12 protein-coding genes are annotated in these 13,099 nt (G+C 72.3%); 6 read left to right on the top strand and 6 right to left on the bottom strand.

The window, feature by feature from the left end; translation table 11 throughout:
* Nucleotides 1–106: 106 nt before the first annotated feature.
* The 3 genes from ACE3Q2_RS12945 to ACE3Q2_RS12935 all read right to left on the bottom strand — a co-directional run bounded on the left by ACE3Q2_RS12945 (nucleotide 107) and on the right by ACE3Q2_RS12935 (nucleotide 2,686).
* Nucleotides 107–853, bottom strand: coding sequence for an endonuclease/exonuclease/phosphatase family protein (locus ACE3Q2_RS12945; protein WP_374474422.1), 747 nt, complete (start codon nucleotides 851–853; stop codon nucleotides 107–109).
* Between the two features lie 95 nt (nucleotides 854–948).
* Nucleotides 949–1,812, bottom strand: a complete 864-nt coding sequence (locus tag ACE3Q2_RS12940; protein WP_374474421.1) for a thiol:disulfide interchange protein DsbA/DsbL — start codon at nucleotides 1,810–1,812, stop codon at nucleotides 949–951.
* 88 nt (nucleotides 1,813–1,900) lie between these two features.
* Nucleotides 1,901–2,686, bottom strand: coding sequence for a cytochrome c (locus ACE3Q2_RS12935; RefSeq protein ID WP_374474419.1), 786 nt, complete (start codon nucleotides 2,684–2,686; stop codon nucleotides 1,901–1,903).
* Between the two features lie 184 nt (nucleotides 2,687–2,870).
* Between ACE3Q2_RS12935 and yihA the strand changes: the two genes are divergently transcribed.
* Nucleotides 2,871–3,458, top strand: coding sequence for a ribosome biogenesis GTP-binding protein YihA/YsxC (yihA, locus tag ACE3Q2_RS12930; RefSeq protein WP_374474418.1), 588 nt, complete (start codon nucleotides 2,871–2,873; stop codon nucleotides 3,456–3,458).
* On the opposite strand, the gene ACE3Q2_RS12925 is transcribed toward yihA, so the two are convergent.
* Together ACE3Q2_RS12925 and ACE3Q2_RS12920 are read right to left on the bottom strand one after the other, a co-directional pair.
* Nucleotides 3,455–4,372, bottom strand: a complete 918-nt coding sequence (locus ACE3Q2_RS12925) for an ABC transporter permease subunit (protein WP_374474417.1) — start codon at nucleotides 4,370–4,372, stop codon at nucleotides 3,455–3,457. The genes yihA and ACE3Q2_RS12925 overlap by 4 nt on opposite strands.
* The gene (locus ACE3Q2_RS12920; RefSeq protein WP_374474416.1) at nucleotides 4,369–5,952 is read right to left on the bottom strand and encodes an ABC transporter substrate-binding protein; all 1,584 of its coding nucleotides are present in this window, start codon (nucleotides 5,950–5,952) and stop codon (nucleotides 4,369–4,371) included. Before ACE3Q2_RS12920 ends, ACE3Q2_RS12925 begins: the two co-directional genes overlap by 4 nt.
* A 57-nt stretch (nucleotides 5,953–6,009) precedes the next feature.
* On the opposite strand from ACE3Q2_RS12920, the gene ACE3Q2_RS12915 reads away from it, so the two are divergent.
* From ACE3Q2_RS12915 to ppc, 4 genes are read left to right on the top strand one after another with little or no spacing between them, the layout of a single operon-like run.
* Nucleotides 6,010–7,374 carry a glutamate--cysteine ligase gene (locus ACE3Q2_RS12915; protein WP_374474414.1) on the top strand — a complete coding sequence of 455 codons (1,365 nt, stop codon included), beginning with the start codon at nucleotides 6,010–6,012 and terminating at the stop codon, nucleotides 7,372–7,374.
* Nucleotides 7,374–8,093, top strand: coding sequence for a UPF0149 family protein (locus ACE3Q2_RS12910; protein ID WP_374474413.1), 720 nt, complete (start codon nucleotides 7,374–7,376; stop codon nucleotides 8,091–8,093). The genes ACE3Q2_RS12915 and ACE3Q2_RS12910 overlap by 1 nt, the downstream gene beginning before the upstream one ends.
* A gap of 50 nt (nucleotides 8,094–8,143) precedes the next feature.
* Nucleotides 8,144–8,566 carry a hypothetical protein gene (locus ACE3Q2_RS12905; protein ID WP_374474412.1) on the top strand — a complete coding sequence of 141 codons (423 nt, stop codon included), beginning with the start codon at nucleotides 8,144–8,146 and terminating at the stop codon, nucleotides 8,564–8,566.
* A 15-nt stretch (nucleotides 8,567–8,581) separates the two neighbouring features.
* Nucleotides 8,582–11,305: a phosphoenolpyruvate carboxylase gene (ppc, locus tag ACE3Q2_RS12900; RefSeq protein WP_374474411.1), complete on the top strand. Its 2,724-nt coding sequence runs from the start codon at nucleotides 8,582–8,584 to the stop codon at nucleotides 11,303–11,305.
* On the opposite strand, the gene ACE3Q2_RS12895 is transcribed toward ppc, so the two are convergent.
* Nucleotides 11,302–11,646, bottom strand: a complete 345-nt coding sequence (locus ACE3Q2_RS12895; RefSeq protein WP_374474410.1) for a hypothetical protein — start codon at nucleotides 11,644–11,646, stop codon at nucleotides 11,302–11,304. The genes ppc and ACE3Q2_RS12895 overlap by 4 nt on opposite strands.
* A 76-nt stretch (nucleotides 11,647–11,722) precedes the next feature.
* On the opposite strand from ACE3Q2_RS12895, the gene ACE3Q2_RS12890 reads away from it, so the two are divergent.
* Nucleotides 11,723–13,060 (top strand): amidohydrolase family protein, encoded by a 1,338-nt coding sequence (locus tag ACE3Q2_RS12890; protein WP_374474409.1) that lies wholly within the window; start codon nucleotides 11,723–11,725, stop codon nucleotides 13,058–13,060.
* Nucleotides 13,061–13,099 lie beyond the last annotated feature (39 nt).

Genomic DNA, 13,099 nt, shown 5'->3' with positions numbered 1-13,099 from the left:
GCTCCACTGAGCGGGAATCGACCCTCGCCTTCGCGGTGGGGCCGGCGCCAGTTCGATGGTCAGCGAAAAACCGCCCAAGCCATCCTTTGCCTGGAAGAAGCGCCTTTCACTTGGGCACCAGCTCCACGCCCACTGCCATGTGGTCGGAGCCGGCGGCGGGCACGGCCTTGTAGTCGAGCACCTCGAAGCCGCCCACCAGCACGTGGTCCAGGCAGCGCTGCGGCGCCCAGCTGGGGAAGGTGGCGATGCGGTGCGGCGGCGGCTCGAGCGAGGTGCCGCGGTAGAGCGCGCGCATTTCCGGCGCGTCGAAGTCGCAGTTGAAGTCGCCCATCAGCACCAGCCGCGGCGAATCGGCCAGCAGTTCGGCCAGGAAGCCCAGCTGCAGCTGGCGCGACTTCGCACCCAGCGAGAGGTGGGTGATGGCCAGCCGCCAGGCCGCGTCGCCCTCGCCGAAGGTGGCCAGCAGCACGCCGCGGCCGGCGATGCGGCCGGGCAGGGCGTAGTCGAGCAGGTCGGTGGGCTGCAGCCGGCTGAGCAGGGCATTGCCGCTGCCGGCGATGCGCGAGATGCGGCGGTTCGGCTGGTGGCTCCAGAACGGGAAGTGCGCGCGCTCGGCCAGGTAGTCGGCCTGGTTGGTGAAGCCGGAGCGCAGGCTGCCGGGGTCGGACTCCTGCAGGCCCACCAGGTCGTAGTTGCTGGCCAGCTCGGCCAGGCTGTCGAGGTTGATGCGCTTGCCGTTGGGCAGCACGTGCGACCAGCTGCGGGTCACGTAGTCGCGGTAGGCGCGCGTGCTGGAGCCGGCCTGGATGTTGGCGCTCAGCAGGCGCAGCGTCTGGGTCGGGGCTTGGGCCATGGAAGGATGGTGCGGCCAGCCGGCGGCGGGGACAAGGGCGGGCGAAAAAAAGGGGCCGCATCGGCGGCCCCTCGTTCAGCGGCGGCGAAAGCGGCTTACTGGCCGGCTGCCGCGCGCTCCTTGGCCACCAGGTAGTCGACGGTGTCGAGCAGGCCCTGCATGCCGCGGTCGCCGGTGGCGACGGCGCGGTACTTGCCGTTGACGATCATGGTCGGGGTCGACTGCACGCCGTTGCGCAGGGCGAACTGGCGGGCGCGGTTGAGCTTGGCGGTGACGGCGAAGCTCTGCATGGTCGAGAGGAAGGTGTCGCGGTTGGCGCCCTGCTTGGCGTACCAGTCGGCGATTTCCTCGACCGAGGCGGTCTGGAAGCTGCGCTCGATCAGCACCGCGCGGAACAGCGCGTCGTGGGTCTTCTCGACCAGGCCCATGGCCTCGGCGGCGTAGTAGCCGCGGGCGAAGTTGTCGCTGATGCCGCCGAACACGCCCGGCACGTACACGAAGCGCACGTCGCCGGCGATGTTGGGCTTCCACTGGTTCAGCACCGGCTGCAGGTTGGCGCAGTGGATGCAGGTGTAGGCGAAGACCTCGGCGACTTCGATGCCGCCCTGGCCGAAGGTGGGCTGCGGCTCGGCCATGACTTCGTAGTCGACGCCTTCGCGCGGGGCCTTGGCCGGGTCAAGCGCCGGGGCCGGGGCCACCGGGGCGGCGGGCGCCTCGGGCGCGGCCGGGGCTTCCGGAGCCGGGGTTTCGGCAGCGGTTTCGGCCGGTGCGGCGTCGGTGGCCTCCGCAGGCGCGGCCTCGGTGGCTTCGGCGGCCGGGGCCGGCGTTTCCGCGGCGGGCGCGGCTTCCGCGGGCGCGGCGGCCGGGGCTTCCGGCTGCGCGGCGGGCGCGGTGTCGGCCGGCTTCTGGGCGCAGGCGGCGAAGGACAGGACGAGCAGCAGGGGCAGCAGGCGCTTCATCGGCTAAGGCTCCAGGGAACGGGTGACCCACCTGACCACGGCCGGCGGGCAAGGTTCAACGCGACGGCCGGCGGCCGCCGCGCGGGGCTCAGCCCTGCGGCTGGCCCGAAGCCGCCACCGCCTCTTCGGACGGGGCGTCGGCGACGTTGTGCAGGCCTTCCAGGTAGGTGGCGAGGGCCTGGATCTCTTCGTCGGTGAGGTTGGCGGCCACGGCCGACATGATGGCGTTGGCGTTGGCGCCCTTGCCCCAGACGGTGCCGTTGCGGAAGGCGGTGAGCGTGTTGGCCAGGTAGGTGGCGTGCTGGCCACCGATGGCCGGCCAGGCCGCACCCGGGTTGCCGGCGCCGGCCGGGCCGTGGCAGGCGGCGCAGGCCGGCACGGAGCCGTCGGCCTTGCCGCTGCGGAAGATCTGCTCGCCCACGGCGTAGAACTTGCGGCCGGCGTTCGGGCCCTCGGCGATCACGCTGTCGTCGGCGACGCCCGGCAGCACCTTCTGGGTGGCGAAGTAGGCGCCGATGTCGCGCATGTCCTGGGCGCTGAGCGTGGCGGACATGCCCAGCATGATGGCGTTGTCGCGCTCGCCCGACTTGAACAGGGCGAGCTGGCGGGCGATGAAGCGCTCGTGCTGGCCGGCCAGCTTCGGGTTCAGCGGGTCGGCGGAGTTGCCGTCGAGGCCGTGGCAGGCGGCGCAGGCGGCGGCCTTGCCGGCGCCGGCCGTGGCGTCGCCGTGGGTGGCGACGGCGTTGTCGGCCTCGAGCGTCGCGACCGGGGCCGCGGCCTGCTCGGGGGCGGGCGTCACGGTGGCGGCCTCCTGGGCCACGGCCGCGGACGCTGCCAGGGCGATGGCGACACCAAGGATGCGCGTGAACTTCATGGGCTGCTCCGGAACGCTGGAAATCAAAGGGACGGGGCCTTGCGCGACGGGCGCGCAGGAAGGCGCGGATTATCCCAGCCGCCGCCGTGAACGGTCAATTCAGCCTGGGTCCGGCGGGCCGCAAGGCTGGTCAGGGCGGCCCGGGCAGGCCATGCTGGGCGCCTTTCCCGCCCCGGCCTGTCCGATGTCGAACCCCCTGGCCCGCGCCAAATACATCAATTCCGTCCATTCCCTGCGCCAGCTTCCGCCCGACGACGGCCGGGAGGTGGTGTTCGCCGGCCGCTCGAACGCCGGCAAGTCCAGCGCCCTGAACGCGCTCACCAACCAGAACGGCCTGGCCCGGGTCTCCAAGACCCCGGGCCGCACCCAGGCCCTGAACTACTTCGAGGTGGCCGAGGGCCGCTACCTGGTGGACCTGCCGGGCTACGGCTACGCCAAGGTGCCCGAGGCCATGCGCGAGGCCTGGAAGAGCACCATCAACCGCTACTTCCACGAGCGCGCCTCGCTGGCCGGCCTGGTGGTGGTGATGGACATCCGCCACCCGCTGCGCGAGTACGACCTGCAGATGCTCGACTACGCCGCCGCCCGCGGCCTGCCGGCGCACTGCCTGCTGACCAAGGCCGACAAGCTTGGCCGCGGCGAGCAGGGCAACATCCTGCTCAAGGTCCGCAAGGAACTCGGCGACCGCGCCACCGCCCAGGTGTTCTCGGCCGACGCCAAGCTGGGCGTCGACGAGGCGCGTGCCGTTATTTCCGGCTGGCTGGAAATCTAAGCGTCCCGAAGCCGGGGATCCATGGCGGCGCGCAGGGCGTCCACGAGGGCGTTGATGAGCACGATGGCGGCGCCGATGACGAGCACCACGCCGAGCACCAGGGTGTAGTCGCGGTTGAGGGCGCCCTGCACGAAGTAGCGGCCCACGCCCGGGATGCCGAACACCTGCTCGACCACGGCCGAGCCGCTCACCACGTTGATCAGCGCCGGGCTCAGCCAGGCCACCACCGGCAGCAGGCCCGGGCGCAGGGCGTGGGCGAACAGCAGCCGCGCCTCCGACAGGCCGCGGCCGCGCGCCGCGCGCAGGTAGTCGGCGCCCAGCACGTCCAGCAGCGAGGCCCGGGTGAGTCGCGCGCAGTAGGCGAGGTTGGGCAGCGCCAGCGCCACCACCGGCAGCACCGCGCTGCGCCAGCTGCCGTCCCAGCCGCCGGCCGGCAGCCACCGCAGGGCCACCGCGAACACCAGCACCAGCAGCGGCGCCACCACGAACTTCGGCACCGACAGTCCCAGGCCCGCGCCGAACATCAGCACGCGGTCGGTCCAGCGCCCCGCGCGCAGCGCCGCCCACGTGCCCAGCGGCACGCCCAGCAGCAGCGCCAGCGCCAGCGCGAGCCCGCCGTTCAGCAGCGAAATGGGCAGGCTGGCCGCCAGCAGTTCGTTGACCGTGTAGTCGGGGTATTGGAACGAAGGCCCCAGTTCGCCGCGCAGCACGTCGCCGATCCAGTGCGCGTACTGCGACGGCAGCGGCAGGTCGAGCCGGTACTGCGCCGCCAGCGCCGCCTCCACTTCCGGCGGCGCGGCCTTCTCGGCGTCGAAGGGGCCGCCCGGCGCCGCGCGCAGCAGCACGAAGCACAGCGTGGCCAGCAGCCACAGCGTCAGCAGCGCTTCCAGGCCGCGGCCCAGCCAGGCCTTCATGGCGCCGGCTCCAGCGACAGGAAGCGGCTGGGGTGGCGGTCGAGCGCATTGGCCTCGAAGCCGCGCACCTCGGGCCGCACCAGGTGCTTGGAGGTGTAGAAATACAGCGGCACGATCGCGTGCGCGTCGAGCAGGCGCGCCTCGGCGTCGCGAAGGTGCCGTTGCCGCGCGGCCAGCGTAGGCGCGGCGTCGGCGGCGTCGAGCAGGGCGTCGAAGCGCGGGTCGGCGTAGCCGGTCCAGTTCGAGGCGCTGCCGGCGCGGAAGTTGTCGAGGAAGTTGCGCGCGTCGTCCACGTCGGCGATCCAGCCGCCGCGGAACACCTGCGTCACCACCCGCTGCCGGCGCGTGCCCACGAACACCTTCCACTCCTCGTTGCGCAGCGTGACGCGCGCGCCCAGCACCTCGCGCCACATCGCCGCCACCGCCAGCGCCAGGCGCCGGTGCGGGGTGGAGGTGTTGTAGCGCAGCTCCACCTGCAGCGGCCGTTCGGGCGAGTAACCTGCCCGGGCGTACAGTTCGCGAGCCCGCGCCTCGCGCTGCGCCTGCGTGGCGCGTGCCATCGCCGGCAGCGGCGGCGCGTAGTCGGCCGTGCCCGGCGGCACCAGCCCGAAGGCCGGCCGTTCGCCCAGCCCGGTGACGTGGCGGGTGAGGATGTCGCGGTCCACCGCCAGCGACAGCGCCTCGCGCAGCGCGGGCTGGTCCTTGAACGGCGGCCGCGTGAGGTTGTAGCCCAGCCAGAAGCTGCCGAGGTAGGGGCTGATGCGCAGCTGGCCACCGAAGCGTTCGCGCAGGCGCGGCAGCGGCTGCGGCGGCACGGTTTCGGTGAGGTGCAGGCCGCCGGCCTCGAAGCGGCGCAGTTCGCTGCCGGCGTCCTCGGTCACGTGGAAGCGCACGCGCGGGATCGGCGCCGGTTCGCGGAAGTGCGGGTTGCGTTCGAGCGTGATCGTGGCCTGCGGCTGCCACGCCGCCAGCCGGTAGGCGCCGTTCGACACCAGCCGGCCCGGGCGGGTGTGCTGCGCGCCGAATTCAGCCAGCGCCGGCAGGTACAACGGGTAGGCGATGGGCAGGGTGAGCAGGCGCGGCAGGTCGGCGCTGCGGGTGAGGCGGAACACCAGCGTGCGCGCGTCGGGCGCCGACACGCCCAGTTGCTCCGGCGGACGTTCGCCGCGCTGCACGGCGCCGGCGTGTTCGATCGCGTCGAGGTGGCCGGCGAAGGGCGCGGCGGTGGCCGGCGCGAAGGCGCGGCGCAGGCTGGCCAGCACCTGGGCGGCGTCGAGCGCCTGGCCGTTCGACCAGCGTGCGCCTTCCCGCAGGTGGAAGGTCCAGGTGCGGCCGTCGGGCGAGACCTCCCAGCGTTCGGCCAGGCCGGGCACCAGGCGGCCGCCGCCGTCCTCGGCCACCAGGCCTTCGAACAGGTCGCGCAGCACGTTGCCGCAGGCCACCTCCGGGCAGCGGTGCGGGTCGAGCGTGGAGGGCTCGGGGCCGTTGCCGCGTTCGAGCACCTGCGCGCCGGACGGGCCGGAACAGAGAATCCCCGCCATCAGGACGCTGGTGACCGCGGCGCGGGTTAGGATTCGCATCCTTGCGATTGTAGGCCAGCGGCCGCACATCGCTTCCACCCCCTCAAGGCGCGCCCCGTGTCCGGACCGAGCAATACCAAGGAAACCCCGCTGGCCGACCGCCGCGAGCTGGTCGAATACCTGGCTTCGGGCGGCCGGCCCGAGGCCGAATGGACCATCGGCACCGAGCACGAGAAGTTCGGCTTCCGCCTCGACGACCTGCGCCCGCCCACCTGGGACGGCGACCGCGGCATCGAGGCCCTGCTGCGCGGGCTCACCCGCTTCGGCTGGGAGCCCTACGAAGAGAAGGGCAAGCTGATCGCCCTGACCAAGGCCGGCGCCTCGGTGACGCTGGAACCCGCGGGCCAGCTGGAACTCTCCGGCGCCATGCTCGAAAACATCCACCAGACCTGCTGCGAAACCATGGCGCACCTGCGCGAGGTGAAGACGGTGGGCGACGAGCTCGGCATCGGTTTCCTGGGCATGGGTTTCCAGCCCAAGTGGCGCCGCGACGAAATGCCGTGGATGCCCAAGGGCCGCTACAAGATCATGCGCGAATACATGCCCAAGCGCGGCCAGCTCGGCCTGGACATGATGACGCGCACCTGCACGGTGCAGGTGAACCTGGACTTCCGCGACGAAGCGGACATGGTGAAGAAGTTCCGCGTCTCGCTGGCGCTGCAGCCCATCGCCACGGCGCTGTTCGCCGATTCGCCCTTCACCGAGGGCAAGCCCAACGGCTACCTCAGCTACCGCTCGCACATCTGGACCGACACCGACCCCGACCGCACCGGCATGCTCGACTTCGTGTTCGAGGACGGCTTCGGCTTCGAGCGTTACGTCGACTACCTGCTCGACGTGCCCATGTACTTCAGCTACCGCGGCGGCGAATACATCGACCTCAGCGGCCGCAGCTTCCGCAAGTTCATGCGCGGCGAGCTCGCGGAACTGCCGGGCCAGCGGCCGACGATGCGCGACTGGGCCGACCACATGACCACCGCCTTCCCGGAAGTGCGGCTGAAGAAATACCTGGAAATGCGCGGCGCCGACGGCGGCCCCTGGAACCGCCTGTGCGCGCTGCCGGCGTTCTGGGTGGGCCTGCTGTACGACGGCGAGGCGCTCGACGCCGCCTGGGACCTGGTGAAGGACTTCAGCCGCGAGGAGCGCCACGCGCTGCGCGACGGCGTGCCGAAACACGCGCTCAAGCTGCCCTTCCGCGGCGCCACCGTGCGCGAGCTGGCGCTCGAGGCGCTGAAGATCTCCGGCCAGGGCCTGGCGCGGCGCAACCGACGCAACGCCACCGGCGCCACCGAGGCGGTGTTCCTGGAGCCGCTCATCGAGTTCGCCCTGGCCAACGAAACCCCGGCCGAGCGCAAGCTGGCGCTCTACCACGGCGCCTGGGGCGGCTCGGTGGACCCGGTGTTCAGGGAGTTCGCGTACTGATGGCCACCGCCAAAGCCGACTGGTTCCGCGCCGACGACGCGCGCATCGACGAACTCGACCGCCTGCTCGAGCAGCGCGCCGTGCCCCTCGGCGGCTACGGCCTGGAGCAGCTCGACGGCTACCTCACCGCGCTGGCGGTGAGCCCGGGCACGGTGGCGCCGGAAGAATGGCTGCCGCAGGTCTGGGGCAAGGCCCCGCCGCGCTGGGAGGGCCCGGCCGACGAGGCCGCGGCCACGACCCTGCTGATGCTGGCCTGGGAAACCGCCCAGCGCCGCGTGCGCACGCCCGGCGACGAACTCACGGTGGACGGCGCCCTGTTCTGGTGGCTGCCCGACGACCCCGAGGCCGAACATGGCGACGACGTGGATATCGGCGCCGCCTGGGCCGGCGGTTTCCTCGACGGCATGGCCCTGCGCGACGCCGAATGGGACGAATGGATCGCCAAGGACGACTGGATCGGCGAGGTCGAGGACTACATCGAGGCCCTGGCCACCGGCAGCTACCCGCCGGAAACCGAGGGCGGCGCGCCGGTGCCGCTGAGCTACCGCGAGCGCCTCGAGATCCACGCCAGCCTGCCCGACATGCTGCACGACCTGCACGTGCACCGGATCGAGTCGCTGACCCCGCGCGAGCCGGTGCGCCGCGCCGCCACCCCCGAGCGCAACGATCCCTGCCCCTGCGGCAGCGGGAAGAAGTACAAGAAGTGTTGCGGCGCCTGAGCCGGGCGTAGGATGTCCGCGCGGCCGCCCCGGCCGCCCGGAGACCCGCCATGGACACCAGGATCGTGCTGTTCGCCGTCGTGTTTTCCCTGCTTGCCCCGCTGGCCAGTGCCCAGCAGGCGGCCGTGCTGCGCCGCCCCGTCGAACCCGTCGCGCCGGTGCAGGCCGCGGAAGTGGACAAGGACGCCGTCATCGCCCGCCTGCGCGAGAAGAACCGCGAGCTCAGCGAGGAAAACGCCCGCCTGCAGGCGCGCATCAACGACATGACCACGCTGGGCGGCAGCGAAGTGCGCGCCTACTGCGCCTCGTCGTCGGAGAGCCGAAACACCGCCGGCGCCAGCGAGTCCTGCGGCGCCTACACCTGCAACCAGACCAGCGGCCTGTGCCGCGACCGCTGCACCACCAGCAACGACTGCGACTCCACCGCCCGCTGCTCGCCCGAAGGCACCTGCCAGGTGGTTCCGCAGGGCTGAGGGTAAGCTTGGCGGATGGCCGACGAAAACGAACCGCTGCGCGACATCGACCTTCCGCCCACCGACGCGCTGCTGCGCGACGACGTCAAGCGCCTTGGCGCGCTGGTGGGCGAAATCCTGGCCGAGCAGGTCTCGCCCGCCTTCCTGGCCGAGGTCGAGGCGCTGCGCGTGGCCTCCATCCGCCGGCGCGAGGCCGGCGCGCCCATCGAGGCGGTCTCGACGCGCCTGCAGGGCCTGCCCCTGGACCAGGCCGAACTGCTGGTGCGCGCCTTCGCCAGCTATTTCCAGGCGGTGAACCTGGCCGAGCGCGTGCACCGCATCCGCCGCCGCCGCGATTACCAACGCCTGGGCGAAGCGCCCCAGCCCGGCGGCCTCGAAGACTCCCTGCGCGCCCTGCGCGACGAAGGCGTGCCGGTGCAGGACGTGGCCGCGCTGCTGCCGCGCCTGCGCATCGAGCCGGTGTTCACCGCGCACCCCACCGAGGCCGTGCGCCGCGCCCTGCTCGAGAAGGAGAGCGAGGTGGTGCGCTGCCTGGTCGAGGACATCGACCGCGGCCTCACCCCGCAGGAGCGCCGCGCCGACGTCGAGCGCATGCGCCTGGCGCTCACCGCCAGCTGGCAGACCGACGAGACGCCGCCGGAAAAGCCCACCGTCGCCGACGAGTTCGAGCACGTGGCGTATTACCTTTCCGACGTGCTCTACCGCGTGCTGCCGGTGTTCCACGAAGTGTTCGAGGACGCGCTGCGCAGCGTGTACGGCAGCGCCCCCGGGGAACTGCCGCCGCTGCTGGGCTTCGGTTCCTGGGTGGGCGGCGACATGGACGGCAACCCGAACGTGGGCGCCGACACCATCGCCGCCACGCTGGCCGGCCAGCGCGCGCTGGTGCTGGGTAATTACCGGCGCGAACTGGCCAAGCTGGCCGACGTGCTCAGCCAGACCGAAGGCCGCGTCGGCATCGCCCCGGCCCTGCGCACGCGCGCCGACGACTACGCGCACCGCTTCCCCGGGGCCGCCGAAGCCATCAAGGCGCGCCACGCCGACATGCCCTACCGGCGCTTCCTCACCCTGCTGGCCGCGCGCATCGAGGCCACCGCCGAAGACGCACCCGGCGCCTATGCCGACGCCGGCGAATTCCTCGCCGACCTGCGCCTCGTGGAAACCAGCCTCGCGAGCCACCGTGGCGAACACGCCGGCGGCTTCGCCGTGCGCCGCCTGCTGCGCCGCGTGCAGGCCTTCGGCTTCCACCTGGCCGCGCTCGACCTGCGCCAGGAAAGCAGCCAGCACGACGCCGCGCTGGCCGCGCTGCTCGACGACCCCGACTTCCCCGCGCGCCCCTGGCCCGAGCGGGCCCAGCGCCTGCGCGACCTGGTGGCCGGTACCGACCCGGCGCCGAACCCGGATGCCGCCGACGCCGCGCGCGTGCTGGCGGTGTTCCGCACCATCGCCGGCGCGCTGCCGCGCTATGGCGCGCGCGCCATCGGCGCCTACATCATCAGCATGAGCCGCAGCGCCGCCGACGCGCTGGCGGTGCTGGCGCTGGCGCGGCAGGCCGGCTGCCTGGACGCCAACGGCGCCGTGCCGCTCGACGTGGCGCCGCTGTTCGAAACCGTGGACGACCTCGATTCCGCCGCCGCCACGCTGCGCTCGCTGTTCGCCGACCCGGTCTACCGCGAACACCTGCGCGAGCGCGGCGACCGCCAGGTGGTGATGCTGGGTTATTCCGACAGCGCCAAGGACGGCGGCCTGGTGGCCTCGCGCTGGGCGCTGCAGCAGACCCAGGTGCAGCTCACCGCGCTGGCCGCCGAGGCCGGCGTGCGCATCGCCTTCTTCCACGGCCGCGGTGGTTCGCTCTCGCGCGGCGGCGGCAAGACCGGCCGCGCCGTGGTGGCCGCGCCGCGCGGTTCGGTGGACGGCTACCTGCGCCTCACCGAGCAGGGCGAGGTGATCCACCGCAAGTATGGCATCCGCGCGCTGGCGCTGCGCAACCTCGAGCAGGCCACCGGCGCCGTTCTGCGCGCCACCCTGCGCCCGCGCAAGCCCGAGCCGCGCGAAGCCGTCTGGCGCGAGATGGCCGCGGCCATCGCCGCCGCGGCGCGCGCGCACTACCGCGGCCTGGTGTACGAGCGCGAAGGCTTCGTCGACTACTTCCGCGCCGCCACGCCCATCGACGTCATCGAACGCCTGCGCATCGGCTCGCGCCCCAGCAAGCGCGGCAACGCCGGCGGCGTGTCCTCGCTGCGCGCCATCCCATGGGTGTTCGCCTGGTCGCAGAACCGCTGCGGGCTCACCGCCTGGCTGGGCGTGGGCACCGGTCTGGCGCAGGGCATCGAGCGCTTCGGCCACGATGCCGTGGCCGAGATGGCGCGCGACTGGCCCTTCTTCGCCACCCTCGTGGACGACGTGGAGATGGTGCTGGCGAAATCCGACCTGGGCATCTTCGAGCGCTACTCACGGCTTGCCGGTGACGCGCACGCGCACTTCTTCCCCGGCATCGCCGCCGAGTTCGAGCGCACGCGCGCCGCCATCCTCTCGATCAAGGGCACGAGCCAGCTGCTGGAGGGCGACTTCCGCCTGCGCCAGTCGATCCGCCTGCGCAATCCCTACGTCGACCCGCTGAGCCTGCTGCAGGTGGACCTGCTGGCCCGCTGGCGCGCCGCCGGCCGGCCCGAGGACGCGCTGTTCCATGCGCTGGTGACCACCGTGAACGGCATCGCCGCCGGCGTGCAGAACACCGGCTAGCCGAAACGCACGTCGCGCAGCTCCCAGTGGCTGCCGGCCAGCAGCTTCATGCGCTGCCGGAACACGCTGCCCGGCAGCGAGGTGCTGGCCTCGAGCTCGATCGCCAGGTCCTTCTGCCCGCCGGTGACGCGGGCGTCGGGGTCGGTGGCGCCCAGGCTCTCGTCCACCTCGTCGGGGTCGTCCTGCAGCGCGCGCCAGCGTTCGAACAGGGCCGGCGTGCGCAGCGCCGCCTCGAGCTCGGCGGCCAGGCCCTCGGCGCCGTCGGAGCGGAAGGCCAGGGCCGGGTCCTCGCCGCGCGCGGCGGCCGGGTCGGGAAGGCGGATCAGGTATCGGACGGCCATCACGGTTTCTCCCTGCGGCCCTCGCGGCGGGCCGCCACCACGCTACCATCGGGTCAACTCAGGGGAGGGTCAAGACATGACGTTGAAGAAACTGTGCCTGGCGGCGGCGGTGATGCTGGCGCTGGCGCCCGTGGCGAACGCCGGGAAACTGGCGCTGGTGGGTGGCACGCTGGTCGACGGCACGCTGCGCGAGCCGATCCGCGACAGCGTGATCCTCGTCGACGGCAAGCGCATCGTGGCGGTGGGCAGCGTCGGCGACCTGCCGGTGCCGGCCGACGCGGAAATCATTTCCACCGAAGGCATGACCGTCATGCCCGGCCTGTGGGACATGCACGTGCACCTGATGATCAACGGCCACGCCGACTACGACTACTGGGACAAGCACTACCTCGACAAGCAGCGCGACGTGATCATGCCGGCCTCGGCCGAGCAGCTGCTGATGGCCGGCATCACCAGCGCCCGCGACCTGGGCGGCCCGCTCGAGGACAGCCTGGCGGTGCGCGACGCCATCAACGCCGGCAAGATCCCGGGCCCGACGATGTACATGTCCGGCCCCTTCATCCAGAAGAAGCCCTACCCGGGCACCGAGGCCTTCCGCTGGGGCGTGGATTCGCCCGCCGACGCGCGCGCCAAGGTGCGCCGCCTGGCCGAGGCCGGCGTGGACGTGATCAAGCTCATCGACCAGGACCAGATGGCCGAGGCCGAGATCGCCGCCATCGTCGACGAGGCGCACAAGCACCAGCTGCCGGTGATCGCGCACGCGCACCGCCCCGAGGAAGTGCGTCGCGGCCTGCGCCACGGCGTCGACGGCTTCGAGCACACCGGCTTCGCCGCCGCGCCCGAGTTCCCGCCCGACGTGATGGAGGCGCTGAAGGAGCGCACCGCCAACATGGCGCTGGGCCCGCTGTTCTGGACGCCCACGGTCGAGGGGCTCTACAACTTCCCGTACACGGTGCGCAACCACGAGTTCATCGACAACGACTCCTGGCACCGCGGCCTGCCGCCCGAGATCGTCGCCGACATCCGCAAGTCGCTCGAGCACCCGGAGCGCATCAGCTACTTCCAGCAGACCCCGCAGCGCCAGCCCACGCTGCGCCGCAAGTTCGACCAGCTGCGCCAGGCCGGCGTGCTGATGCTGGTGGGCACCGACTCGGGCATCCCGATGAAGTTCCACAGCCAGAGCACCTGGAACGAGCTGGACGTGTGGGTGAACCAGTTCGGCGTGCCGGCGGTGGACGCCATCCGCGCCGCCACCTACTGGCCGGCCGTGGCCATGCGCGTCGACGACAAGTACGGCACCGTCACCGAAGGCAAGTACGCCGACATCGTGGCCGTGCGCGGCGACGCGCTGCGGCAGGTGGCCCTGCTGCAGGACATCGACCTCGTCATCAAGCACGGCAAACGCGTGAAATAAGCGCCTCCCGTAGGAGCGGCTTCAGCCGCGAAGCTCTTC

The sequence above is a fragment of the Arenimonas sp. genome (assembly GCF_041913985.1).
Lineage (GTDB): Bacteria > Pseudomonadota > Gammaproteobacteria > Xanthomonadales > Xanthomonadaceae > Arenimonas.
This window is presented reverse-complemented; position numbering and strand designations above follow the sequence as displayed.

What these genes read in the sequence shown, in the direction of transcription:
- yihA (WP_374474418.1), top strand. Translation starts at nt 2,871, where the DNA reads ATGTCGAACCCCCTGGCCCGCGCCAAATACATCAATTCCGTCCATTCC.
- ACE3Q2_RS12925 (WP_374474417.1), bottom strand. Translation starts at nt 4,372, where the DNA reads ATGAAGGCCTGGCTGGGCCGCGGCCTGGAAGCGCTGCTGACGCTGTGG.
- ACE3Q2_RS12920 (WP_374474416.1), bottom strand. Translation starts at nt 5,952, where the DNA reads ATGCGAATCCTAACCCGCGCCGCGGTCACCAGCGTCCTGATGGCGGGG.
- ACE3Q2_RS12945 (WP_374474422.1), bottom strand. Translation starts at nt 853, where the DNA reads ATGGCCCAAGCCCCGACCCAGACGCTGCGCCTGCTGAGCGCCAACATC.
- ACE3Q2_RS12910 (WP_374474413.1), top strand. Translation starts at nt 7,374, where the DNA reads ATGGCCACCGCCAAAGCCGACTGGTTCCGCGCCGACGACGCGCGCATC.
- ACE3Q2_RS12895 (WP_374474410.1), bottom strand. Translation starts at nt 11,646, where the DNA reads ATGGCCGTCCGATACCTGATCCGCCTTCCCGACCCGGCCGCCGCGCGC.
- ppc (WP_374474411.1), top strand. Translation starts at nt 8,582, where the DNA reads ATGGCCGACGAAAACGAACCGCTGCGCGACATCGACCTTCCGCCCACC.
- ACE3Q2_RS12940 (WP_374474421.1), bottom strand. Translation starts at nt 1,812, where the DNA reads ATGAAGCGCCTGCTGCCCCTGCTGCTCGTCCTGTCCTTCGCCGCCTGC.
- ACE3Q2_RS12890 (WP_374474409.1), top strand. Translation starts at nt 11,723, where the DNA reads ATGACGTTGAAGAAACTGTGCCTGGCGGCGGCGGTGATGCTGGCGCTG.
- ACE3Q2_RS12905 (WP_374474412.1), top strand. Translation starts at nt 8,144, where the DNA reads ATGGACACCAGGATCGTGCTGTTCGCCGTCGTGTTTTCCCTGCTTGCC.
- ACE3Q2_RS12935 (WP_374474419.1), bottom strand. Translation starts at nt 2,686, where the DNA reads ATGAAGTTCACGCGCATCCTTGGTGTCGCCATCGCCCTGGCAGCGTCC.